Source organism: Microcystis sp. MC19, from assembly GCF_003019735.1.
Lineage (GTDB): Bacteria > Cyanobacteriota > Cyanobacteriia > Cyanobacteriales > Microcystaceae > Microcystis.
Genome location: NZ_CP020664.1, coordinates 832559 through 858164 on the forward strand (window position 1 = coordinate 832559; position 25606 = coordinate 858164).

The following is a 25606-nucleotide window of genomic DNA, read 5'->3' on the forward strand; positions in this document are numbered from 1 at the left end:
TTGTAGGGGCGAATTGCATTCGCCCTCTTTTAATAACTTCTGCTGCTCACCAATATGGGAGAGAAAGTTACCAATATGAGATGCAGCCTGTCAGTTTTCAGTTCATTAGACATATCCAAAAATCATCACTCAATCAGAGCTTGCTTTGATAATTTGTACTAATTAGTAGTTCGGCACTAAAATATATATCTGTCTTTGCTAATTCAATTTAACTGAAAAAATCTGGGGACATTAAAATCATTTTTATTTGGGTAAGTTGCTTGTCTAGACAAAATTTTAGTCTTGAGATAATATTAGGTAGAAGTCCACTGATTACTGAAATGCTGAAGATAAATTTTTTCATTGTGTTTGATGGATTGAAAAAAATCGACAATGGGACGAGGATAATTAACCCCTAAAATCACGGCATAACGCTTTTGTTCCTCTGGGAATAATTTATAGGGTTCGTGAATTTTATCGCCTTTTATTAGGGCTAATTCGGGCAACCAGTGACGTAAATAATCACCTTTGGGATCATAATCTCTCGACTGTTTAGGGATATTAAAATAACGAAATCCTCGCGCATCATTGCCGACACCAGCAGTGTAATTCCAATTACCCCAATTACTACAGACATCGTAATCAATTAATAATGACTCGAACCATTCTGCTCCTAGTCGCCAATCAATACCGAGATTTTTGGTCAGAAAACTAGCGACATTTTGCCGGCCACGATTTGACATAAATCCTGTAGCGCCTAATTCTCTCATATTAGCATCTACAAGGGGATAACCAGTTTTTCCCTCACACCAGAGATTAAATCTTTCCCAATCTTCTAACCAAGATAAATTAAGTTCTTGTAAACCAGATTGATAGAAGATTTTATTGCCGTGTTTACTGCAAATAAATCGGAAAAAATCTCGCCATAATAATTCAAAAATCAGCCAATAGGTAGAGTCATTTTTTACTCTTGTTTGCTCATATTTTTGTACTTCCTCATAGATATAACGGGGGGAAAGACAGCCACAACTTAACCAAGCTGAGAATTTTGAGGAATAATTAGTCCCTAACATTTCATTGCGGGTTTCCTTATAGGTTTTTAAGGAATCACTATCCCAAATATATTCTTTAACCCGTGATTTTCCTGCCATTTCACCCCCTTGAAACGACAAAACACCTCCCTGGTCTAAAATTGGTTCTGTTAAGCCCAAATCGTTTAAAATCGGAAGATTTCCCCAATCTATTTTAGGTAATTTTGTCAACTTTTTAGGGGTGGGATAAGTTGTTCTTATTTCCCAATGACGTTCTACTTGTTTACGAAAATTAGTAAATAATTCTGGCAGTTGATGAATGGTAAAAGGTAAGTCATCAGGATGATATAAAGTGGCTGTCCAAAAAGTTTTTATCTGCACGGGAAACCCAGATAAAGCCTTATTTACAGCTTTTTCTACCGCTAATTCCTCTGCTGTCACCTCTTGATGATAATAAACCCTGGCTATCTGCAATTCTTGAACTAATTGCGGGATAATTTCTTCTGGTTTTCCCCGTCGGATAATTAAATTACCGCCTAAACTTTCCAGAGATTGTCGCAAATCTGCTACGCTTTCTAATAAAAATTTAGCCCGGAACTTGCCAGTTTTTGGAAACCCGTAGGAAGTAAAACCAAATTGACGCTCATCAAAACAATAGAAGGGAATTATCTCGAATTGTTCTTGAACAGCTTGATAAATTGCCTCGTGATCGTGAACACGCAGATCATTGCGATACCAAATTAAAACCCGCATTTAACATCAATTAAAAGTTGATAAGTAGTTGGATAAAAGTAAAGTTAACTGTGGGGGTAAGGAGTCGGTCGTCAGGAGTCGGTCGTCAGTCCCGATGCAACAAGTTAGACCGTCAAGCATGAAAGTAGTACCTACTTCCCACTTCCCACTTCCCACTTTCCAGTCAGGAGTCAGTAAGAATTGCGACAATTTACATTTCTTAAGATAGACAACAGAATTTATGTCCGACTACTTAACTGATCAATAAGTAGTTAGGTGTTAAAAACCATCAGACACCCCCCTTATTAAGCTGTCCTTTAGTCACATCTTTCTTAACATTTCAAACCTTTGTAGCACAAGGCTTTCAAGACTCGGTTAACAATCTGTAATATTCCTTGTTGACACCCTTACTGACAAGGAAAAAACTGAAATCAAGTCAGGATAAGGGTTGGAGTGCTTACTGAAAAAATTGTTAAGAAAGATCCCTATAAAGGATAGCTTATTAAGGGGGGATCGAAGCCAAAATCTATCTTGAATTTAATTATCTTTTGCCGTAGTAATAGCCATAGTAACGATAATTGTGGTCTTTCCGACTAACATTATTAGCCACTAAACCTAACACGGAAATGTGGGATAATCTCAGATCTTCGAGCAGATTTTTCAGCGCAAAGCGATCGGTTTTGCCCAGTTTGGTGACGAGAATCAGTCCGGTGGCCATGGCGGCGAGAATTTTCGCATCGGCAAAAGCGGCGAGCGGTGGTACATCGTAGATAATTAGATCGAAGGCGTGGTCTTGCTGTAATTGGGAGATCATCTCCTGCATTCTCTGGGAAGAAAGCAAGCGGGTCGGATCCGGGGGAATTTGACCGGCGGTAAGAATCGATAAATTCTCGTAGCGGGGTGGGGATTGAATAGCCTCGTTCCAATCGAGACCCTCGGCGATGACATTACTAAGGCCGTGGTCGTTATCGAGATTAAGTCGCAGGTGAATCTGGGGTCGTCGCAGGTCGGCCTCCACCAGTAAGACCCTTTGTCCCATACTAGCGGCCGCTTTAGCGATATTTATTGATATGGTGGTTTTACCATCTCCCGGTGATACAGAACTAATCACGAGGGACTTGAGGGGGGAATCGGAACCGAGGAGGCGAATATTGGTGTTAAGAGTCCGGAAAGCTTCCGAGAAGGGGGAGAAATTATAGTAGGACGGGTTTTCGTTGGCTGATTTTAGGGTAGTATTAGGGATAGTAATTTTGCGATCGCCGACTGTTAACTGGGGTAGGGCGGCGGTGATCACTTTTTCGATCGTACCGAGGTCTTTTTGCCAAGGAATTGCACCTAAAAGGGGTAGTTTGCTATCTTCTTTTAGTTCATCTGCACTGTGATGAACGGGGTCTAATCTTTCGGCAAAAAAGGCCGCCCCTAGGCCTAGTAACAGACCACCGATAACCCCTAAAGCCAGATTTCGCACGGGTTTAGGGGAAACGAAGTTCTCCCCTACTTCTGGGGAGGAAATTAGTTGCCAAGGCACCACTTGTTGTGCCACCTGTAGCTGTAATTTTTGTTGTTGCTCCAGAAAACGGCCGAGACTGGTGGTGGCAATTTCCAATTCTCGCTGCAAATCCGTATAGCGACGGGCCAAAACCGCAAGATTTTTGACCGAGTCTTTCTGTTGTTTCAGGGCTTGGGCAAGGGATTCTACCTTAATTTCTAGGGTTTGGCGACTGTTAGCGGCTTCTACCAATTGTTGGGTTAATTCTACCCGCAAAGCGCTCTGAGATACCAAAGCCGGGGAATCACCCACTGTCTGGGGCAGTTTTTCCCCTAAAGTTCTCTGTGCCTCGTTTTGCAGTAGGGGCAGTAAATTAGCCCGTTTTTCCTCTAGGGTGGCGATTATCGGACTATCTTTCGCAAAAACTGCCGATTGTTTCGCCAGTTCCACCTCTACTTCCTGCAGCTGCTTGAGCAAATCTTGATAACCGGGAGATTCACTGAGATAAGTAGCGATAATTGCTTGATTAGGGGCCAATCCCACCTGTTGCTGTAAAGCTTGATAGCGAGAGTTAATTTCGTTAAGGGCAACTTGGGCTGCCCGATAATCTTGTTCAGTAGTGGTTAACTGTTGTGATAAACGAGTCGCCTCTTTATCGGGATCCAGGAAATTGTATTGCTGCCGGAATTGCTGCATTTGTTTTTGTAGAGAATTAACTCGTTCCCGCAGCACCGGCAATTGAGCGTTAACAAAATCTAACCCTTGATTAATTTCGGTCTTCCGTTCCTGAGAACTATAGTTTAGGTAATGACGGGCTAAATTATCTAAAACCAGCTTAATTTTTTCCGGTTCCTCATCTTGATAGGAAATTTCTAAAACTTTCGTCTCTTTTAATTGAGTAATTTTGAGATCAGATTTGCCAGTTTTACTAATTAAATCACTGTAGGTAAAGTCGGGATACTTAGGGGTTATTTTATTAAGGATGGGGTTAAGGAGTTGAGGACTTGTTAAAACGGCGATTTGGGTATCATAATCGATGTTCTCTCCACCTAACTGAGGTAGGATGTCTTGGGCTGCCAGTCTGGAAGAACTTTTATTTTCCTCAATGGGTTGACCGATGAGCAGCTGGAATTTACCTTGATAGATAGGGGTTTTTAAGAAAGTATAAGCAGCGATCGCAGTAGTCACCCCTACGGTGATGCCAGCGATTAACCACCAGCGATGCTTGATCACGGAAAGGACTTGGCGCAGGTTGAGTTCCTCTTCTTCTTGCGTCGGGGAGGGGATAAAAGCTGGTTGGGCAAAAACTGGCAGATTTGCTTGACTTTGGGTTTTTAAAGCCCCGTTTTGTTGGTTGTTCATCATTAATCAAATAGTCAAGGGATAACTATATTAAAAGATTTTCCGGTGGCAATCTGGCTCGATTTGTCACCGCTCAATCATAACACCGTGCTACAATGATAACCCTAATTTTTCCAGTAATTACCAAATAAGGTGCGTTTAACCTAGTCAGTGCCACTGGCCGCTTGACATACCCCCCCTGAACGGTTACAAATTGTGTGCTATCCTGCCAATGGCAATACTCATTTGCTCTTATAACAAGCTAAACCGCCATAACCACCATCACACGAGAGCCTAAATGACAATCCCATTAGCACCTCGCATCTCTGATACTTTACCCCCCATTACCTGGGAGAAATTGCCAGCGGATTTTGTCCTCCCTGATGAACCAGTGGAAAGCACCCTACAACCCCTCCTCGCGGCGGCTTTGCGAGAATCTTTAGAATTAGCCAGTTTAATTGTGGAAGCGAGTCTTATTGCTTCTAATTTTGGCATTTGCGCCACCGTTGGCGGTAAGACAGTAGTAAAAGCTCCCAATTGGGTTTATGTACCCGCAGTAGCACCTATCCGAGAAGGAGAAATTCGCCGCAGCTACACGCCTCATGGAATTCATCTCAGAAACGGAGGGAGGGAAGTATTCTATCAATCCTCACTATTTCTATGAGCGAATCTTACAAGTACCTGTCTATATTATTTTTCAACCACAAATCGGAGAATTAGAAGTGGGCCAATTCAAGTCTGAATTGCATCACTGTCTGATCTACCTTTATAGAATACCTCATTCGGGGTAAGATAGTCAAGACATTTTCGAGGACGATTGTTAATCAAGTTTACGGCTCTTTCCACCTCCTCTGGCTTAACGATTTTAAAATTCGTTCCCTTGGAGAAAAATTGTCTTAACAGTCCATTGGTATGCTCGTTTAATCCCCTCTCCCACGAATGATAAGGAGTAGCAAAATAAAAATCTGCTCCTAGTTTCTGACTCAACTCTTGATGTCCACAAAATTCTTTGCCGTTGTCACAAGTAAAGGTTTTTCTTTTGTCAGGGTCAATCTCTTGAAAAAGTTTTTCTGTGACTCTATTGATTTCCGATGCGGTTTTGTTTTTGGCTAATCCTGCTACTAAAAATTTCGAGGCTTTATCTACATGAGTAACGAGAACTCCTAGATGATTGCCTCCAATCATTGTGTCACTTTCCTGACAGGGGGACAAGCGAGCTAGAAAACTTGCTAACAAAGGCTTCTGGCTTCTCTCATTAGAAATAGATCTAGCGATTCTAGGCAAAAAGCTAACGAAAGAACTAGGGATAGGAGCGAGCTTACTAGGAATTATTATTAATAAGTGAGAGATGGTGCGGCAAACTTTTTCGAGCTAAAACCATGAAAAGCTTACGATATATGGATTTCAGCCTTCTTGTCCCCCTGTCAGGTCACTTTCCCAATGACCGATTTCAGTTTTCTGGTCAGCAATTACTGGTCGCTCGCTGATATCTACACGCCCTGGAATCCCTCCACGCTTACTTTTTGCTCCGCCTCGACTCTTTCTTTGACAAAGCCCCCGGCGTAAATATTTCTGGTACTCTCCACATCCGTGATAGTTCTGATAGATCATTTGATAGATGGTTTCGTGACTGAGAGATTCTTGACTGGCTCTTTTCAGACGACCTGCTATTTGTTCGGGACTATGATAATCTTTCAATCCTTCTTTGACCAACTCTAAGGCTGACTCGCTGACATTTTTAAAGGGTTGTTTGGCATTTTTTCGCCTTGTCTCGCTTTGAGCTTGTGCTGTGTCAGGTAGATAGCAGCCAAGGGAACTTTGATTCCTTTTTAATTCCCGTGATATTGTGCTTTGATGACATCCGAGCCAGACGGCCATTTGCCGTTGAGATAAATTTCCCTCCTGACTAAGTTGGTAGAGCAAGTTTCTTTGTTCTATGTTAAGATGTTGAGGGCTTCGTTTTGGGTCTGATTTGTTTTTGTTAATGATCAGACAGTACCTGATGAGCCTTTCTTTGTCAACTCTTGAGGTTGATGCGTTTCATTTTTGAATTGGCGGTGTATTGCCTAGTAGCAGGGAAGTATGAGTTACAGAAAGCTGATGAAAATTATTGTTACTGGCGGACAGAAATTGGTTTATTTCTAGGAGTATGGCAGGGAAAAAAGCGGAGATGATAGCTTATTGGTTGCGCTGGTGGGATGAATCGGGTAATTTACTATTGTGGGGGAGTGAACGGATTGAACAGGAGCGGAAAAGAGTCGAACAAGCCGAACGGAAGGTAGAGCGCATGGCGGCACAGCTGAAGGCCATAGGAATTGACTTGGAGGCTGAATGAGAAATCTATACAGCTTTACAATTTAGCTGATTGTGTGCTATGGTAGCAACCGTTATGCTTAGAGAGGAAATATGTTGGGAAATTGCTGGCGATTGCGTCGATAATAAATTGTAAGCAGTTATTAAAAAAGGAGAAAAGCCAGCCATGACCAGAAGCTCAGCCGGACACTCCAGATGGACAGATGAAATGCTAGATGAATTAGCAGACTCGCTTTCCGAAATTAAAGAATCAGTTTCGGAATTGAGAGAATCAGTAGAAGGAGTAAGATTGACGGCACAAGCTTTGCTACAAATCGCAGCACAGCAACAGCGTAATATGGATGAAATGAGACAAAGACAGGAAGAGTCAGACAAGCGTTTTGAGGTTTGGCTGTCAGAAGTTCGCTATTTGATTCGGCAAATTAAACCAGAAAATCAGTCATAAGCTTGAGGAAAATGGCGGCGATTGCGTCTCGACAATTTAACCTAACCTTTTGTGAAACTAATTGACAAAATAATTGATAGACTATCATGGAACAAAAACTATTGTTGGCTAAACTGTTAAAAGGTCTCTCGATTAGGATGTTTCGGCTATCGAAAAGAATCGAATATTTTGGATGTGACCCTATGATATTTCGGTATGTTGATTGTTTTGATACCATAGATGTATTGCTTAAATTCGTGCAACCAAAGTATCTCTGCGATATAGGGGCAAATGCCGGTCACTGGACTTATGTTTTAAGTCAAATGAGTCCCACTTTAGAACACGTGGTTTTTTTTGAACCCCAATCTCAGTATCAGGAGAAATTGCAATCTTTACCCTTACCTGGGGTTACTAAAGTTATGTACCAGTGTGGTTTAGGTGAAAGGGAGGATAAGTTATTAATTAAAGGAGGAACTGCTTCAGCATCTTTTGTTGATTCTGAAGAACAAAATAAATATTTTCCCAATAGTATTTCACAAAACCAGCAAGAGCAGGAGGAAGTAGAAATTAGAATTTTAGATGCAATATATGCCAGTGATGATCTACCAATCCCTGATGTAATTAAACTAGATGTTCAAGGTTTTGAGATTGAGGTTTTAAAGGGTAGTATAAATTTGCCAAAAAAATCTAAATACTTAGTGATTGAATTATCATTTCGTCAGTTTTATCGAGAGCAACCCTATCTATGGGAAATCATCAAACTACTAGAAGAGAATAAATATATTATGGTTGGCAAAGGATTTGAATGGCGATACAATGAAAATACTTCAGAAATACTGCAAATGGATGCTATATTTAAGAACACTGATGTTATGTAATTAGAGCGGGATCAAAAAGGAGCCTATTTAGTTGAGCAATCTACTTGCCAAAGCTGTTAATAATTCTAAGTGGACTGCCATCGGTTCTCTAATGACAGCCATCTTAGGATTTCTGTTTGCCGGGTTAACGATTCGCTGGTTGGGAGAAGCGGAGGCTGGATTTGCCATTGCCATTGCGACTATTGTTGGCATTAACAACACCTTTAGCGGTTTGGGACTGGGTGCGGCTGCAACCCGGTTGATTAGTCGCGCTCATGAAGAAAAGAATTATCAAGAAATTCAGAAAATAGCTGGTGTCTGTTTTACAACTTCTCTCGCTTTTGGATTGTTTGGGTTTTGTATTTTCGCTTTCGGTTCTGCTTGGATTGTTCAGTGGAGTAAATATCAAGGAAATGCTGATATAGGACGTTGGTACTGTATATTATTAGGATTAGCATTTTTGTTACAACAAATCACTGGTTATTTTAATATATTTCTCACTTCTCTTCAAAGATTTGACTGGCAAACAAAGCTCAACACTGCTTTTATGTTAGCCAATGGTATTTTGGGAATCACTTTTTTGAAAGCCTTTCCCAATATTTTAACCTTGGGAATAATTAGTTTAACTCTATCTTTATTAAATTGTTTATGTACGGGGTTTATAGTCACTAAAATCCTGGGATTTTTGACACTTCCTTCCTGGGATCAAGCGATGTTTATCGAGCTTTGGTCTTTTGGTAAATGGGTTTACATGACTCAGATACAAGTTATATTTTTTGATGGTGTTGATAAAATATTTTTAACTTCTGTATTTGGCAGCTCTTCCTTACCTTTTTACACCTTTGCTCAAAGAATTTATAAAACAGTTCACCAAATGTTAGCTGGGCAGTCTTCCTACTTATTTCCCATGCTCTCAGCTCAAGGAGATAAATTAGAAGTGGTAGCAGAACAAATAGAAGACCGCTTGCGCTGGTTTATTGGGTTAATTGCAGGTTTTGTCTATTCAGGACTAATTATTGCAGGTCCAGCCTTATTGACTATTATGGTCAATGCTGGATTTTCTAGCAAAGCTAGTTTTCAGTTGTTTATTTTTTGCTGGGTAGGCTATATTCATGCACAAGCTATAGTCACATTCTTTTTTAATTTAAGTAAAGGAAATGCAAAGCAAAACTGGATTTATGTTATAATTACTGGCCTATTCTATTTTCCCTTTTTCGTTTTTTTATCACTAAATTTTGGGTTTAAATATGCAGTTATCGGACAATTGATGATGATTGTAGGAGTCATTTACTTGTTGCGCCATGCTCATAATAATATGAATTGGTTGACTTTCAGCAAATGGACAATCCAACCCTTAATATCATCTATTATTTTAATGATTGTAGCTACTTTTATTCACCTTGTAAACAATTCAATCAAAGCTACATTGATCACACAATTTACCTCTTTAATAATTTTTTATTTTTCTGGAATCTTATTTGTTTATTATCTAGAAAACAAATGTTTTGGTAGTACGGGTAGAACAAAAACTTTAAGTAGAGCTATTTTGCTTTTTTGTGGTAAGCTGAATATGTCAAAAGAGCGTTAGTCAACCAATGTTAAACTGATTGATATGTTTATCTAAAAAGCTGTTTCTATATTTTCCAAGCAAATATACTCGTATATCTCATTTAAGATTGCTATAGAATATGCCCTGTCGGTAGAATATATTCTGTGGAACCTTTCATCTGCTACATAATCATTTACGAGCCGAGGTTGTCATTGAACAGTAGGTATGATACAATAGGATGGAAGTTTGGGAAGGTATTAGGAACAAGGCGGGTTTCAGACACGTTATCGCACTGCTGTGACTTTAGCCGCCCAGTTTTATAGGGGGAAGGCTAAAACCTTATTTACTCCCTAACCATCTAGACAGTAACCACGATTTCTAGGAAAAAAATTCAAGAATTTTTTTCCTAGAAAGCTTTTGAGTTACTAAAAAGCCCGTATATTCCGATAAACATAAACATAGGAACCTTAGAGGATTTAAGTCATGTTCAAAAATATTATTCAGGAGACTTTTAAATACCTGGGATACAAAATAGTTAAAAATAATGCTCCTGTTCTTTACTTTCACTCAAATGCTTATTTAAGGCATAATGCAAGACGACTTGAACATTTGGCCAGCCTTAACATACCCGTAAGAGGTATGTCAGTACTTGAAGTAGGAGCAGGGATAGGTGATCACTCTCACTACTATCTAGACAGAGAGTGCCAAATTACGATAACAGAAACAAGACAAGATAATCTTGATTATCTTGTCTTGCGTTACCCTGGAGTTAATATCTTGAGATTAGATTTGGATTCTCCTCAGCCAATTGAAAATAGTCCATTTGATGTAGTTCATTGCTATGGATTACTCTACCATTTGAAAAATCCTGATTTGGCCTTGGACTTTCTAAGTCAATCTTGTCAAAAAATTCTTTTTTTAGAAACTTGTGTTTCTTTTGGTGATAATGAACAGATAAATCCTGTCAAAGAAATACAAACTAACCCTACTCAGGCTTTTTCTGGTCTGGGATGTCGTCCGACACGACGATGGATATTTTCTCGTTTACAAAATCATTTTGATTATGTTTACATCCCTAGAACACAACCTAATCATGAGCAATTTCCTCTAGACTGGAGTCATCCAGAAAAACATCAAGGTTTGAGTCGTTCTATATTTATTGCTTCGAGGACTAAACTTGACAATGAAATGTTGACAGATGAACTTATACAACAGCAAGCAAGACATAACTGACATTGCATGAACAACCTAAAATTTTTTTCAAGAAGGGTAACAAGAGCGATCACCCGCAGATTAAGATTAGATCAAAATCTTTTTCGGCAAAATCAACTTAAATTAACTGAAAAAATAAGGAGTTGAACAAATTTAATAACATTGAAATACATCAGGCCGGTTTTGGAGAAAAAGATGAGATTGTAGAATTCAATTCAGGCGCACCAGGAATGGAAGTTTATCACTCATTGGGCGACATTATTCATTCTTCAGCGGATCCCGATAAATTTAAGACAATACCAGTTCAACTTTTTCAAGGCTCTACCTGGTTACAAAAGAATAATGTACAGCATATAGATTTAATGAAACTTGATGCTGAAGGTGGAGAATACCTTATACTCAAGAGAATGCTGGAAATGTTTCAATCCCCAAAAATCTCTCGACTGTTAATAGAAATTACGGATGAAATGTCAAAAGCGGCGTTGCTGAATCAAGGTATGAATAACAACCTTGCACCCATCCAAAAGTTAGTTTGGGTCTAGGTTTTAAAAATCCCACAAAAGAAAATTCATATCTCAAATCAGCAAAGCCAAAAATCGCTAAACCAGTCATAGCTTTTCCCGATTTTACCGATGAATCGCCCCCAGATTTAGATTGGCAGATAGTCAAAGATATTGCTGGGAGATTCATGGCCGCTGATCCTATCGGGTGTCATGGTAACGATTTACAGGGAGCATCTCACCTTTGTAACCTCTAAATCAGGTTTTATGTCAAGCTATTTTAAAAGCCTTGCTAGAAATCAGTTTTAGGGACAAGTATAATTACTCACTTGCATAAATGAGATGCTCCCGATTTACATGAAGATCGATCGACTTATGCTCGGTAATATGGCAAATGCTCAAGCAGTGGGAAACTATGCGGCGGCGGTCAGATTTTCAGAGATTTGGTATTTTATTGCTATAGCAATTTGTTCCTCGGCATTTCCAGCAATTATTCGAGCAAAGCAGCGGAGTAGAGAGGAATATTATGCTAGACTACAACAACTGTACGATCTCATGGCTTGGATAGCATTGGTGATCGCAGTTCCCATGACTTTTGTTTCAGTTCCTTATGTTGACAAATTTGTTCGGCAAGGAATATACTAAAGCTGGTCGAATTCTGGTATGGCACATCTGGTCGAGACCTATTGTCTTTGTAGGGATAGCGTTTAATCAGTGGATGATGGTGGAAAATATGACTCTGTTAACCTTTGCAAGAACCTCATTAGGTGCTATTGCCAATGTTGGATTAAATTTTCTTCTCATCCCTCATTATGGACGTCTTGGAGCAGCAATTGCAACAGTGATCTCTTATGGATTTGCGCTATATGGTCTATATCTGTTTTTCCCATTTTTATACAGGAGTGCATGGATGGTAACTAAAGCATTTTTAATTCATTTTCGCCTCAATCACAACTTAATCTATCTCTCCAACATAAAAAATAGAATACTACTATAAACCATAAAATTGACAAGAAATGAAAGATGTAATTTATTAAACATTAAAAGATTTAGAGCCATGAAAAATCTCTTTTGGAAGCTTCACAGAAAACTAAGAGGTCGTATTCATCGTTATTTCGGAGATGATCTGTTCAAGCAAACAATCATCCAAAATCTATTAGGTTTCAAGATAGATATAGATAATCAAAGAATTTTAGAGACAATTGATGGTCTTGAAATAGAGTATTGTTATTCATCAGTTATAGGTAAACAATTGTTTTTTCAAGGTAGCTTTGAAGAAAATGAAATTATCTTCTTGAGCAAGATACTATTAGAAGATAGCGCTCCTATTGTATTAGACATAGGAGCTAATATTGGTCTTCATTCTATGAAATTAGCAAGGTCTGGTAAAAACACTAAGATCTATGCTTTTGAACCATCTCCAGGAACTGCGAGTATTTTAAGGAAGAATATAATTAAAAATTCTCTGGCAAATAAAGTAATTGTGGTGCCTAAAGCTGTCTCGGATAAGATTTGTAGTATTACTTTCTTTGAATGTGAAGATAATGCTTATAGCTCTCTCAAGGATACTAAGCGAAAAAAAGTGGTTAATCGAGTTCAAGTACCGGTAACAACTATTGATGAATTTGTCAAGGAGAATGAAATTTCAAAAATTTCTTTAATAAAGATTGATGTAGAAGGTTTAGAAACAGAAGTTATCAAGGGTGCTGAGAATGTCTTAAACAATTTTAAACCAGATTTGTTTGTAGAAATTTATGGTGGAGAAAACTCAAATCTAAATCCAGAACAGACAATTGAATCAATCCTGTCTTATGGCTATAAAGCATTCGTTTTTAATTCTATTAAAGCCTCATTAGAACCATTTAAAAAGCATTCAGATGAGTATTATAATTACTACTTTATTCATGTAGATAGAGAATAAGTAGTCGTGCAAAATTAATTTCCTAGTGAAGATAGGCAAGAGGCAAAAAGCAGGAGGCAAGAGGTGGTTAGATATGTGTAATTAATTTTGCTTAGGTACTTACCATGATAGGAACTGTAAAACCTTAGTTGAGCCAATTGAACTAACTGAATAATTAAATAATTTAATCTATGGAAATTCCTTAAGTAATCAAAATCATGAAATGCCCAATTTGTCTTTCTTCAGCTGCTTTAAATAATCTACCGCTATACGATGATAGATACGGCTACCCAGGAAACTTTTTTCTTGCCAAGTGTTCTGTCTGCGGTCACAAACACTTAAAAGGAGAATTTACACCAGAAGTTTTGGCTGAACTTTATACGAAGTTCTACCCACGCTCGAAATACGTTCTTGAACAGTATCAGCCTCATAAAGAGATTAACGCTTTTAAAGCTTGGATGAACGGTTCCTATTCCTCAGCTTTTCGTTGGATACCCCAAAATGTTCGTATTTTAGATATTGGTTGTGGTTTTGGCGAATCTTTGGGATATCATGAGTCCCGTGGCTGTGATGTTTATGGGGTCGAAGCCGACGAAAACATTCGCCGCGTAGCTGAGAAATTTAACTATAAAGTGCACGTTGGGTTATTTGATCCGAATCTTTATAAACCAGATTTTTTTGACTACATAACTATGGATCAAGTTATTGAACATGTTACCAATCCTATAGTAACTCTACGTGGCATTGCTAGGGTTTTAAAGCCAGGGGGAATAGCAATATTGACTACGCCCAACTCTAATGGATGGGGAGCTAGTGTTTTTGGGCATCGGTGGATTAATTGGCACGCCCCCTATCACCTTCAGTTCTTCTCGGTACAATCAATGCAACTGGCATCTGAGCAAGCTGGATTAACGGTGGAACAAGTTAAAACTTTAACCAGTTCTGAATGGTTACTGTATCAGTGGATACACCTAATGTTATTTCCACATATGGACGTACCATCTGCATTTTGGTCTTTTAAGGAGGAACGAAGCTTTAAGCAGAGATTAGCACTTAAGCTTCTAGCCGCTATTCACAAAACTAAAGTCAATCACCTAATTACACGGTTTTGTGATAGCATAGGTCAAGGAGATAATTATGTGTTTTTCCTGAAAAAGAGGCAATAATTATGGATAAAGTTTATATTATTCTCCCAGTTTGCAACCGTCGAAATATCACTCAGAAGTTTGTTGAATGTTTGAAATCACAAACCTACACCAATTATCACCTTATCTTGGTTGATGACGGTTCTATTGATGGGACTGAAGAGATGGTTAGAAGTCAGATTGAGTCTCTGACAGTCATCAAGGGAAATGGAAATTGGTGGTGGGCTGGTGGTTTACAGCAGGGTGTCAGTTGGTTAAAGAATAATAATGTTAAAGCCACCGATATAGTCTTGATGGCTAACGATGATGTTACTTTTGATCGGTCTTTCATAGAAAAGGCAATAAATATCTTACAATATTCACAAAAGACACTTGTTTCCGCACAAGGTTTTCAACCAGATACTGTAAGTGTAGTAAATCAAGGGGTAAAAGCTGACTTGAAATCAATGACTTTTAAAACTACTACCTCAGCAGAAGAAATCAACTGCCTACCAACCAGAAGTTTATTTTTAAGATTTTCTGATTTGCTCACTATTGGTGACTTTTATCCGACAATTTTACCTCACTATTTATCGGATTATGAATTCACCATTAGGGCATATAAAAAAAAAATAAAACTTCTGGTAAATCCTGAATTAAAAATCTACTTACATGAGAGTAATTTTATCAATAAATTACCATCTTTAGAAAATAATAATTTTGGCAAATTTGTTCAAAGCTATTTTTCTAATAAAAATCCTGTTAACCCAATACATTGGACAGTGTTTGTCATTTTGGTATGCCCTAAACCCTGGATTCTCTTAAACATAACAAGGGTTTGGAAAGGATGTGTTTTTGCAATACTAAAGGGTACCTCGAAAAAAAAATAGATTGACGTCGGCATGGCACCACCTGAAACCCTCATAAAACCTTTGTTCATTCTCAATTAGGGTTTGCTGAAAAAGTGTATTGGTGGGGTTAGGAGTCAGTAGCCGGTCGTCAGTAGCCGGTCGTTTCAGGCTTTGTTGCCCTTGTTCTTTGTGCCAGCTTATGTACTACAAGAAGAATAATGCAAGGTTTTTGAATGTCCCAATCCTATTTTCGCAGCATGAACATCGGATTTTAACAGGTCAAAAGCCTTATTATTCAGCAAACCCTAAATAGATTCCAGATACCATCATGTCCATCGCCTAAACAAATTAAAGGTTTAGCCAGAACTTGAGAATTAACCAAATCCAATAAAGCTGAGTTATCTTGAAAAAAAGCCGCTACCCCCAGTTGATGAAAACTCACTGCTTTATAATCACGCCAAATCAAGGCTTTTCCCTTGGCAGTTCTTAGTCGTACCTTACCGCCATCTATGCTCATTTCTTCGACTTCGACTGCTGGGTTAGACGGTAATTCTTCAAAAGGATAGCAATGTACGAGGCGTTGTTGTGTGCTGTGAGGAACAGCAATTCCTGTCAATGATTTGATTTTCTGGGCTGATTTCTCATTCATAGGATTCATCGCCACTTAATAGCAAACAGTTCTTCTCTAACATTGGACTCATCTGAGTCCGGGGCTTTATTTCTAATTTTTTCGCTTGTTTTTCTGTACTCGTCATTGTACAATATTTCTTTTCACTTGCAAAACCAAATTTTGCCAGTCGCTGGTTTTTCCCAAGTATTTATACTCATGGCAGAACTGAGATGCTCCCTGATGATAGCGAGCTTTAAGAAAATTGTCTGATCAATTTTTTGATAATTGACCACTGTTACATTTGGTAAATCGAGGAGTTGATCAAAATTTATCCACATAACCCACCTCCTGTTCTGTGTTACTATTATACCATGCTCACACAGAACCTAGAAGAGCCGGCAATTTTATAAAAGTCTTTCGGAGTGCAGATGATTAATGTTACTGAACATGATGACGAAGTCTTTGGTAGGCCAGACCAGATAGAATTGGATTTGTTAATCAAAAATAGACTGTTGATAATTGGCGAAATCTAATCCTCTATAAGTAAATAATATCTGTACGCTTTTGATAAAAAAGTACATTTTTATCAGCGGCGACACCAACAAGAATCCAACGGCAAGATAGTTAGGGCTTGCTGAATAATGGTAAAACCCTTTTAAAATAAGGCTTTTGACCTGTTAAAGTCCGATGTTCATGCTGCGAAAATAGGATTGGGACTTTCAAAAACCTTGCATTATCCTTCTTGTGGTACATCGCTTGGTACAAAAAACAAGGGCAACAAAGCCTGAAACGACCGGCTACTGACGACCGGCTACTGACTCCTACCCCCAGGAAAAACTTTTTCAGCAAACCCTAGTTATTTAACTGATGCTAGATTTCAAGGCGCAGGAAATAGATAAAAATTTAAGAATAGAAGTTTCTGGTTCTACAAGAGATGTAGAAGTCAGTTCATAAAAGGAAGGTTAAGGAAGATAAATAGTACTAAGAAATTATCGGGTAATTGCTACTTGACAAAACCGACAATATTTGTTAATATCAGTGCTGTGGAATTTATATCATTAATGAAACTGCGAGAAATGTCCAGTATTTTATATGATTCTGATTTTGACTTGTGGATTGAGCAGACAATTCAACAATTAAAAGATCGTCAATTTGAACAACTAGACGTTGAACACTTAATTGAGGAATTACAAGACTTGGGCAAGTCAGAAAAAAGAGCCTTAGAAAGTAACTTAATGGTTTTGTTGGCTCATTTACTCAAGCTCAAGATACAAGGCGATGCGCCTGAGACTATGACAGGCAGTTGGTATGATTCAATCAACGAACACCGGCAGCGAGTTCAAAAAAGCTTACGAGATACTCCATCTCTCAATCCCTATCTGTCCACAGCAGTTTCCTTAGTCTATCCAGACGCTCGCCAGCTGGCAATTAGAGATGGAAAAAAAGCTAAATTTGGCGTTCGCATACCATTAGAAAATGATTATCCAATCACCTGTCCTTTTTCAATTGAGCAGCTCTTGGATGATGATTTCTACTTAAATGAGTCCTAGCCTAGAATTATGATATAAGATATAGTAATCCCCTAAACCCTTGACAACAAGCAGCTGAACAATGGAATTAAGCCCTTTGCCCGTTCACGACTCATTAAGAATTGCTATAGCCAGTCAATTAAAGTAACATTTGCCTGAAAGAGGGCAAAAAATCTAGGAAATCTAAATAGGGTTTGCGGCAAAAAGTTTGTTGGTGGGGTTAGGGGTTAGGAGTCAGGAGTCAGGAGTCAGGAGTCAGGAGTCAGGAGTCGGGAGTTTCAGGCTTTGTTGCCCTCTCTTTTTTGTACCAACTTATGTACTACAACAAGGATAATGCAAGGTTTTTGAAGGTCCCAATCCTATTTTCGCAGCATGAACATCGGATTTTAACAGGTCAAAAGCCTTATTTTAAAAGGTTTTTCCCATTATTCAGCAAACCCTAAATAACTAAACCCAAAATATAGGAAAAAATATGGAAACTCTGACGCTTAGTCAACCGATGCAGTTAACTGCATTACCCACGCAAGATGAACTTCCCTGCGATGATGGAGTACCGATGGAAACTCAAAGGCATAAATGGCAGATGGATCTGTTAATAGACACTATATCCCCTTGGCTAGACCGACGAGAAGATGGTTATGCCAGTGGCAATATGTTCGTCTATTTCAGTACAGTACAACTGAAAAATCAAGACTTCAAAGGACCTGATTTTTTTGCCGTCTTAGGCGTGCCAAAAGGGGAGCGAAAAAGTTGGGTTACTTGGGAGGAGGGAAAAGCCCCCGATGTAGTGATTGAACTAGTCTCAGAAAGTACTGCCCAAATAGACAAAACCGAGAAAAAACAGATTTATCAAGATAAGTTACGAGTGCCTGAATATTTCTGGTACGATCCTTTTAACCCTGAAGATTTTGCCGAATTTGTCTTAGTTGATGGCCTATATGAACCACGGCAACCCAACGAGAAAGGATGGCTAATCAGTGGTCGTTTGGGATTAGCTTTAGTTCGTTGGCAGGGAGAATATAGAGGGGTAACAACCGTCTGGATTCGCTGGGCAACTTTAGATGGAATATTGTTACCAACCCCGCGAGAGTTGGCTGAGGAAGCACAACATAAAGCTGAGGAAGCACAACAGAAAGCTGAGGAAGCACAACAGAAAGCTGAGGAAGCACAACAGAAAGCTGAGGAAGCACAACAGAAAGCTGAAGAAGCCGAAGAAAAAGCCGAGCGATTGGCGGCTAAACTCAGGGAATTGGGGATTAATCCCGAAAGTCTCTAACTTCCTCTGGGCGGATTGTGGTAGTCCCACTAGCCTAGAGTTGACAATTTGGTCAGGGTGGGTTAGGATACCACGAGTTAACAGTAAATTCGTCTATGACTGACTTCCAACTGACCACTCCTGTCGCCCTCCTGATTTTCAATCGACCTGATACGACGGCGAGGGTATTTGAAGCTATCCGTCAGGCAAAACCACCTAAGTTATTAGTTGTTGCCGATGGTCCACGTCCCGATAGACCAGATGATATTGAAAAGTGTAAGGCGGCTCGTGCTATTATCGAGGGTGTGGATTGGGATTGTGAGGTGTTGAAGAACTATTCTGATTTAAATTTAGGTTGTAGGAAGCGGGTATCAAGTGGCTTAGATTGGGTTTTTGAGATGGTTGAAGAGGCGATTATTCTTGAGGATGATTGTGTACCCGACCCGACCTTTTTTCGATTTTGCGAGGAACTGTTAGAATACTATAGACATGACCAGCGAATCACGGTGATATCGGGAAATAATTTTCAGTTGGGCAAAAAACTCACAGACTACAGCTATTACTTGTCCCGTTATAATCATTGCTGGGGTTGGGCGACTTGGCGACGAGCATGGCAGTATTATGATGGTGAAATGAAACATTGGCCACAAGTGAGAGATGGTGATTGGTTGACCGCCATTTTAGAAGAAACTCAGGCTGTCAAATACTGGACTAAGATTTTTCAAACTACTTATGATAATAAAAATGATAGCTGGGCTTATCGATGGACATTTTCCTGTTGGATTCAGAATGGTCTAACTATCCTTCCTAATGTAAATTTAGTTAGTAATATTGGATTTGGTGAAGATGCTACTCATACAATTGGTAGTAAAAGTAGAGTGGCAAATCTTCCTGTTAAAGAAATGAATTTTCCGTTAAAACATCCTCCATTTTTGATTAGAGATGAAGCGGCAGATAGTTATACACAAAAAAACATCTTTCAAAGAAATAGAATCGTTACCGTTACAGAAAAGTTACGAAATAAGTTACAATTATGGAATTAAGTAGGTAGGCACAATTATTTGTAGGATGGGTTAGCGGTAGCGTAACCCATGCGGGCGTTGGGTTTCATGCTTCAACCCAACCTACGTTCATTTTATATTTAATTCCACCCACCTACTTAAATTATAAAATGTTAGCCCTGTTCAAGAAAAAAATTGACAAAAAACAATTAAGTTAGCTGACGTGGTATAATTCCCATGTGAAATAAAAAAATAAAATAGTAGTTATGAGTGGAATATTGAGACCAATTTTTATTCAACCATTGAAGCATATCTATAAGATGGTAACAGTACCAGAATATTTAACCTATAGTCTTCTTTGGTCTCGCCTAAGACCCATTAATCGGTACAATGAGTGTAGGGTGAAACTTCATGATTGGCATTTAACAATTCCCGATAATTTATCTTTTATACATTCGTATAAAGAAATTTTTGTAGATCAAGTTTATGCCTTTAAATGGGAAAACAAATCTCCGAATATATTAGACTTGGGTTCTAACATTGGATTGAGCATATTGTTTTTTAAATCACTTTATCCCGACGCTAATATCACAGGATTTGAAGCTGATCCAAAAATTTTTAGATACCTAGAAAAAAACATAAACGAAAACTCAGTTAGTCAGGTGAAATTGATTAACAAAGCTATTTGGTATGAAAATACATACTTGAATTTTGTTTCAGAAGGTGCTGACGCTGGAAAAATTAGTGACGGTGAAAGTAATGTGCGTGTTGAAGCGATCGATATATTAGAAGTATTGAGTCATCAAAAATTTGACTTTTTGAAAATGGATATAGAAGGGGCAGAAGAATTTGTGATACCCAGATGCCGAGGATTTTTAGATGATCTCAAGTTTATCTTTATCGAATATCACTCAAAATTAGGACAGGAGCAGTGTCTAGATAAAATTTTGCTAATTTTGAAAGAAGCTGGCTTTAGAATACATATTCGCAACATAAATAATAGTCATTTGTCACCATTCCTTGAGATAAAACCACAGTCTGGATTTGATTTACAGCTGAATATTTTTGGCTGGAAGGAGTAAGTTTTATCAATTGATAAATAATACAAAATATTCCATTTGGTACAATCGATGATTAAAAAATCGCTCAAAAAACTGTTCAGAAAACTGGGATTTGAAGTCAAGAGATATAATCTTAATACTTCCCAAGTGGCTCTGATGGAAAGGTTATTGGAATATCAACATATAGACTTTTCGATCTGGGTGCTAACCGTGGAAGACTATTGCAAATTGATCAAATATTCTTGAGAGTGATGAAAGTCTGTTTACTAAGTAATTCTGATAGTCAAGGAGGGGCTTTTATAGCCGCTCATCGTCTGCATAAAGGGTTACATCGGATCAGTGTAGCAGCGACTATGCTAGTTAATGATAAAACGACTGATGACTATACTGTTTTATCGCCAGCAAGTAAATTAATGAAGGGATGGGCGAAACTAATACCTGGGGTTGATCACTTGCCCTTGTCATTATATTCTCAAAGAGAGAGAACACCTTATTCTATCCAATGGCTTCCCGATCGCCTTGTTTCTAGAGTAGCCCAAATTAGTCCAGATATTATTAACTTACACTGGATTAATGCCGGGTTTTTACAAATTGAAACCCTAGCCAGATTTAAGCAACCTCTTGTTTGGACGGCTCACGATATGTGGCCTTTTACGGGTGGTTGTCATTATAGTGGAGAATGTGATCGCTATACCCAATCCTGTGGTCATTGTCCTCAATTAAAAAGTCAGCAAGATGGGGATATTTCTCGTTGGGTTTGGTGGCGAAAAGCTAAAGCTTGGAAAAATCTAAATCTGACTATTGTTACCCCCAGTCAATGGTTAGCTGATTGTGCTAGAAATAGTTCTCTATTTCAGGATTTACGGATAGAAGTAATTGCCAATGGTTTAGACATTCAAAGCTATAAACCAATCGAGAAAAAGATTGCTCGCCATCTCTTAGGATTACCCCAAGATAAACAGCTTATTCTCTTTGGTGCTATGACGGCAACAAGTGATCGCCGGAAAGGGTTTCATCTGCTGCTGCCTGCCATAAAAAAACTCAGCCAATGGGAAATATGGCAGCATAAATTAGAGTTAGTGGTCTTCGGTGCCTCTGAACCAGTTAATCCGCCAGATTTTGGCTTGAAAACTCATTATTTAGGCAGATTAAATGATGATATTTCCCTAGCTTTAGTCTATGCCGCCGCCGATATTTTTGTCGCTCCCTCAATTGAGGATAATCTTCCCAATACAGTCATGGAAGCTCTCGCTTGTGCCACTCCATCTGTTGCCTTTAAAATTGGTGGAATGCCTGATATGATCGAACATCAAGAGAATGGTTATCTGGCTCACCCCTTCGAGGTGGAAGACTTAGCAAGCGGAATTAATTGGGTATTAGAAGATACAGAAAGGTATAACCAATTGTGCATTCGGGCAAGGCAAAAAGTGGAGCAAGAATTTACTCTTGAGATTCAAGCATCTAAGTATTTAAAGCTGTACAATGAAATCTTGGAATCTTCCAAGTAAACTTAAACAGTCTTAGCTATGCTCAAAAAAACGGCTCTTCGTTACTTGGTATGGTTCGATGGGGGGGCATAAATCGACTAAATCCTTATCTGGCAAGAGATTTAATTGATTAGTTAGCTCTAGATCAAAAACAATTGACGAAAATAGCCAAATATCTTTCTCCATGAGGGTTTCATCTCTTATAATCCTGTCCGTTGCATAAGACAAACCGAAGAAACAAATTTGTCAAGTATCATAAGTAAAATACTCTGGTTTTTGGCTATTGTATCAAATCTTAACTCGATTGTCTATCTTTTGGGATTAATGTGTTTGTGCCTCAAGTCTTTCCCTGTATGAATTTTAGCCATTTTTGAGCGTAGGCACTCTCATCGAATTTTATTTTAAGTTAATTATTTGCATAACAATTCCCGAAGAGCCAAATTGACTAAATAAATCCAAGGGGCGTGACACCATTACTAGTCCAACATTTTCCTAGACCCTTTGAGTTACTATAGAGGAGTGGTGCGAAACGTTTAGGCATGAAATAGGGCTGAAATGACTGAAATAACCGCCTAGTAAGGTATTCAGTCCCCTGAAGACCTTATAACTGTTTATATGTCCCAACGTTGAGTATCAACACGATACCAAACTAGGCAAGGGGACTCAAGGTCAATACACTTTGCAACAATTATTCACAATTGTTACAAAGGTGAGAGTAACGGCGATAGCCACCCCCAGATTCAGAAGTCACAACTCTGGGACTGAAGCGGGGAACGGAAAGGCTCCGAGGTGTAACCTAACACCAGAATCGAGACCACTGCCAACCATCCATGATTAGGCGTGAGCCGAATGTCTGACCTGAACCATCGTAACCATTGAGTAGTGAAATAGGTTGATACACTGCGTTCAAAAGAACAAGGGGAAAAGTAAGAAATTCGCTTACTCACTTACACAGACCTTTAAAAGTACCCCGATGGAAAGGACAAATCTAAAGATGGAATGCCCATATAAACGGAACGTGATAAGCCCTTTTAGGCTCTGAGTATTGGTCGAAATACCCAGTAGTGATAAGTGTAAGCGCAAGCCTTCAAGGGTGTGAGATGTAACCAAAAGCCAAAGCCTGACGGTAATAGTCAGGATATGCTAACGGGTTACGGTTTGATTGTAAGGATAGAGTTTAGTAGGAGTCTATATGACGAAACCCTTGAGAAGGTGAAGGATTCGGAAAACCGAAAACCACTAAGACTACGAATGTATGGAAAACTATCAATTGGGCGAAAGTCCAAAGATATGTTTTCAAGCTCCAAAAGAGGATATACCAAGCGGCTAAATCGGGACAAGATGCAAAGGTTAGAAGGTTGCAACGTCTATTGGTGAAATCGTACTATGCTCGTCTATTAGCAGTTCGCAAAGTAACCCAAGATAATCAAGGAAAAAAAACAGCAGGTGTCGATGGAGTGATAGCAATATCCCCTGAACAAAGGCTAAATCTAACCGAAGAAATCAAGGGAACACTTAAAGCAAAACCGCTAAGAAGGGTATGGATTCCTAAACCCGGCAGGGATGAAAAACGCCCATTAGGAATACCAACCATCAAAGACAGAGCTAGACAAGCGTTGATTAAATCGGCACTTGAACCAGAATGGGAGTCAAAAATGGAAGGAACCAGCTATGGTTTCCGACCGGGAAGGTCTGCCCATGATGCAATATCGAGGATATACCTCAGCATTAATAAAAGTAACTACTTTGTATTAGATGCTGATATTGCCAAGTGTTTTGACCGAATTAATGACGATTTCCTACTGTCCAAAATTCAATGTCCAAGTTCCCTGAAAAGAGACATTAAACAATGGCTTAAAACAGGAGTATTGGATAACGGCGTATTTGAAGAAACAGAAACAGGGACACCACAAGGAGGGGTAATAAGTCCACTACTTGCTAACATCGCACTGGATGGAATGACAAGATTAATTGAAACACTATTCCCTAGAAAGGGTAATAAAACTCAAGCTGTTTTAATAAGATACGCAGATGATTTTGTAGTAATTTCACCATCACTCGAAATCATTGAACAGTGCCAAACTGCCATTTCCGAATGGTTAAAACCCATTGGATTAGAACTCAAACCAGAAAAAACCAGAGTGTGTCACACACTCAACCCCATTGAGTACAATGGGAAAACTGAAAAACCCGGTTTTGATTTCCTAGGATTCAATATCAGGCAATACCCAGCAGGAAAATACAAAGCAGGGAAAATATGTAAAGAAATATCCAAAACATTCCTAACACATATTAAACCTAGCCAAAAAGCAGTTAAAGCCCATACAGAAGCGATTAAAGGTGTAATCAAAAAACACAAGACAGCACCTCAGTCAGCCCTGATTAGTCACCTAAACCCAATCATTAGAGGATGGGCTAACTACTACTCAGGAGTAGTATCCACAGATACCTTCAATAAACTAGACTACACAATCTGGTTAATGTTAAGGGCATGGACAGAATCAAGATGCGGTAAAGCGGACTACGAAAAGCTGAGAAACTACTTTAGACCGGGTACAGTTAAACTCAGCAATGGGAAAGAAAGACACGAATCTTGGTTATTTAAGACCAAAGATGGTCTTCATTTATGGAAACATAACTGGACACCAATTGTCAGACATACCCTAGTACGCCCCGAAGCCTCACCTTATGACGGAAATTGGACTTACTGGGCGACCAGACGAGGACAAGCAATCGACACACCGACAAGAGTAGCCAAACTACTTAAGAAGCAACAAGGCAAGTGTAGCCGATGTGGGCAGTATTTCACCCCATCGGATTTAATTGAAGTTGACCACATTCACCCTCTAAGCTTAGGCGGAAAGGATGAATATAAGAACCTTCAATTACTACACCGCCACTGCCACGATGATAAATCGGCATCTGATGGAAGCCTAAATCCATCTGGTTTGACAACTTCAGAAGTCAAACTAGATAATACAAGGTTAACCAAAGGAAGTCAAGCTGTATCCTTAACAAGGGAACAGTCAAACTAGGAGCCGTGTGAGGCGAAAGTCTCATGCACGGTTCTGAATGGGAGGGGAGGTCGGTGACGACCTTCTCGACCCCTAATATTTAGACTTATTCTGTAACCATTGCCACAGATCAAGATACACCGCTTCATCCTTGGCCACCCTTCCAGCGATCGCATTGATCGCTCCTCTTAATTGTGGCACTTCGCGCCAGAAAACTTGATCGCCTTCCATGACTTGAATAGTAGTACAAAAGTAGCTAACGCTCATCTCTATCACCAGCTACAGGTATCTGCTATCTGATTAGGTAAAAACCGAGGGTTTTCTGCAAGAGGAGCAAATAAATTGAG

Annotated in this window: 22 protein-coding genes and 4 pseudogenes; 19 read left to right on the top strand and 7 right to left on the bottom strand. The window is 39.1% G+C overall.

Annotated elements, in window-relative coordinates:
• Positions 1-293: 293 nt before the first annotated feature.
• Both B5D77_RS04290 and B5D77_RS04295 read right to left on the bottom strand, forming a co-directional pair.
• Entirely contained in the window at positions 294-1763 is a 1470-nt protein-coding gene (locus tag B5D77_RS04290; RefSeq protein ID WP_106908341.1) for a DASH family cryptochrome, read from the bottom strand.
• A gap of 520 nt (positions 1764-2283) precedes the next feature.
• Positions 2284-4596 (bottom strand): polysaccharide biosynthesis tyrosine autokinase, encoded by a 2313-nt coding sequence (locus B5D77_RS04295; protein WP_106908342.1) that lies wholly within the window; start codon positions 4594-4596, stop codon positions 2284-2286.
• A gap of 274 nt (positions 4597-4870) precedes the next feature.
• Between B5D77_RS04295 and B5D77_RS04300 the strand changes: the two are divergent.
• Positions 4871-5297: pseudogene (locus B5D77_RS04300) on the top strand (hypothetical protein); the annotation flags it as partial.
• Positions 5298-5304: 7 nt separating this feature from the next.
• On the opposite strand, the pseudogene B5D77_RS04305 reads toward B5D77_RS04300, so the two are convergent.
• Positions 5305-5769 (bottom strand): annotated as a pseudogene (locus B5D77_RS04305) (IS30 family transposase); the annotation flags it as partial.
• Between the two features lie 207 nt (positions 5770-5976).
• Positions 5977-6558 (bottom strand): IS30 family transposase, encoded by a 582-nt coding sequence (locus B5D77_RS04310; RefSeq protein WP_256386931.1) that lies wholly within the window; start codon positions 6556-6558, stop codon positions 5977-5979.
• A gap of 62 nt (positions 6559-6620) precedes the next feature.
• Here B5D77_RS04310 and B5D77_RS27935 point away from each other — a divergent pair.
• The 12 genes and pseudogenes from B5D77_RS27935 to B5D77_RS04365 all read left to right on the top strand — a co-directional run.
• A pseudogene (locus tag B5D77_RS27935) lies at positions 6621-6907 on the top strand (hypothetical protein); the annotation flags it as partial.
• Between the two features lie 144 nt (positions 6908-7051).
• Positions 7052-7330, top strand: a complete 279-nt coding sequence (locus B5D77_RS04320; RefSeq protein ID WP_106908343.1) for a hypothetical protein — start codon at positions 7052-7054, stop codon at positions 7328-7330.
• A gap of 86 nt (positions 7331-7416) precedes the next feature.
• Positions 7417-8187 (top strand): FkbM family methyltransferase, encoded by a 771-nt coding sequence (locus B5D77_RS04325; protein ID WP_254053033.1) that lies wholly within the window; start codon positions 7417-7419, stop codon positions 8185-8187.
• A gap of 31 nt (positions 8188-8218) precedes the next feature.
• Positions 8219-9754, top strand: coding sequence for an oligosaccharide flippase family protein (locus B5D77_RS04330; protein ID WP_106908344.1), 1536 nt, complete (start codon positions 8219-8221; stop codon positions 9752-9754).
• Positions 9755-10198: 444 nt separating this feature from the next.
• Complete coding sequence (locus tag B5D77_RS04335; RefSeq protein WP_106908345.1) at positions 10199-10948, top strand: bifunctional 2-polyprenyl-6-hydroxyphenol methylase/3-demethylubiquinol 3-O-methyltransferase UbiG; 750 nt, start codon at positions 10199-10201, stop codon at positions 10946-10948.
• Between the two features lie 122 nt (positions 10949-11070).
• Positions 11071-11469, top strand: a complete 399-nt coding sequence (locus B5D77_RS04340) for an FkbM family methyltransferase (RefSeq protein ID WP_008202395.1) — start codon at positions 11071-11073, stop codon at positions 11467-11469.
• Entirely contained in the window at positions 11460-11684 is a 225-nt protein-coding gene (locus B5D77_RS26155) for a hypothetical protein (protein WP_039900087.1), read from the top strand. The genes B5D77_RS04340 and B5D77_RS26155 overlap by 10 nt, the downstream gene beginning before the upstream one ends.
• Positions 11685-11769: 85 nt before the next feature.
• Positions 11770-12072: an oligosaccharide flippase family protein gene (locus B5D77_RS26465; protein WP_216362932.1), complete on the top strand. Its 303-nt coding sequence runs from the start codon at positions 11770-11772 to the stop codon at positions 12070-12072.
• Positions 12038-12424, top strand: coding sequence for a polysaccharide biosynthesis C-terminal domain-containing protein (locus tag B5D77_RS27940; RefSeq protein WP_371413508.1), 387 nt, complete (start codon positions 12038-12040; stop codon positions 12422-12424). The genes B5D77_RS26465 and B5D77_RS27940 overlap by 35 nt, the downstream gene beginning before the upstream one ends.
• A 60-nt stretch (positions 12425-12484) precedes the next feature.
• Positions 12485-13348 (top strand): FkbM family methyltransferase, encoded by an 864-nt coding sequence (locus B5D77_RS04355; RefSeq protein WP_106908346.1) that lies wholly within the window; start codon positions 12485-12487, stop codon positions 13346-13348.
• A 197-nt stretch (positions 13349-13545) separates the two neighbouring features.
• On the top strand, positions 13546-14493 hold the full coding sequence (locus B5D77_RS04360) for a bifunctional 2-polyprenyl-6-hydroxyphenol methylase/3-demethylubiquinol 3-O-methyltransferase UbiG (protein WP_008202390.1): 948 nt from the start codon (positions 13546-13548) through the stop codon (positions 14491-14493).
• Positions 14494-14495: 2 nt separating this feature from the next.
• Positions 14496-15341: a glycosyltransferase family 2 protein gene (locus tag B5D77_RS04365; protein WP_106908347.1), complete on the top strand. Its 846-nt coding sequence runs from the start codon at positions 14496-14498 to the stop codon at positions 15339-15341.
• 265 nt (positions 15342-15606) lie between these two features.
• On the opposite strand, the pseudogene B5D77_RS04370 reads toward B5D77_RS04365, so the two are convergent.
• Positions 15607-16048: pseudogene (locus B5D77_RS04370) on the bottom strand (ISKra4 family transposase); the annotation flags it as partial.
• A 940-nt stretch (positions 16049-16988) separates the two neighbouring features.
• On the opposite strand from B5D77_RS04370, the gene B5D77_RS04375 reads away from it, so the two are divergent.
• The 5 genes from B5D77_RS04375 to B5D77_RS04400 all read left to right on the top strand — a co-directional run bounded on the left by B5D77_RS04375 (position 16989) and on the right by B5D77_RS04400 (position 22266).
• Positions 16989-17462 (top strand): DUF29 domain-containing protein, encoded by a 474-nt coding sequence (locus tag B5D77_RS04375; RefSeq protein ID WP_216644407.1) that lies wholly within the window; start codon positions 16989-16991, stop codon positions 17460-17462.
• A 451-nt stretch (positions 17463-17913) separates the two neighbouring features.
• On the top strand, positions 17914-18717 hold the full coding sequence (locus B5D77_RS04380) for a Uma2 family endonuclease (RefSeq protein ID WP_106908349.1): 804 nt from the start codon (positions 17914-17916) through the stop codon (positions 18715-18717).
• A gap of 95 nt (positions 18718-18812) precedes the next feature.
• On the top strand, positions 18813-19739 hold the full coding sequence (locus B5D77_RS04385; protein WP_106908350.1) for a glycosyltransferase family 2 protein: 927 nt from the start codon (positions 18813-18815) through the stop codon (positions 19737-19739).
• A 359-nt stretch (positions 19740-20098) separates the two neighbouring features.
• A complete protein-coding gene (locus tag B5D77_RS04390) occupies positions 20099-20779 on the top strand; it encodes an FkbM family methyltransferase (RefSeq protein WP_157221750.1) in 681 nt (226 codons plus the stop codon).
• Between the two features lie 230 nt (positions 20780-21009).
• Complete coding sequence (locus B5D77_RS04400; RefSeq protein WP_106909952.1) at positions 21010-22266, top strand: glycosyltransferase family 4 protein; 1257 nt, start codon at positions 21010-21012, stop codon at positions 22264-22266.
• Between the two features lie 12 nt (positions 22267-22278).
• On the opposite strand, the gene B5D77_RS04405 is transcribed toward B5D77_RS04400, so the two are convergent.
• A complete protein-coding gene (locus B5D77_RS04405; protein WP_232306189.1) occupies positions 22279-22431 on the bottom strand; it encodes a hypothetical protein in 153 nt (50 codons plus the stop codon).
• A 1079-nt stretch (positions 22432-23510) separates the two neighbouring features.
• Here B5D77_RS04405 and ltrA point away from each other — a divergent pair.
• On the top strand, positions 23511-25280 hold the full coding sequence (gene ltrA / locus B5D77_RS04410; protein WP_254053080.1) for a group II intron reverse transcriptase/maturase: 1770 nt from the start codon (positions 23511-23513) through the stop codon (positions 25278-25280).
• Positions 25281-25352: 72 nt separating this feature from the next.
• Here ltrA and B5D77_RS04415 read toward each other — a convergent pair whose 3' ends face one another.
• Positions 25353-25526, bottom strand: coding sequence for a hypothetical protein (locus B5D77_RS04415; protein ID WP_254053034.1), 174 nt, complete (start codon positions 25524-25526; stop codon positions 25353-25355).
• Between the last annotated feature and the right edge of the window lie 80 nt (positions 25527-25606).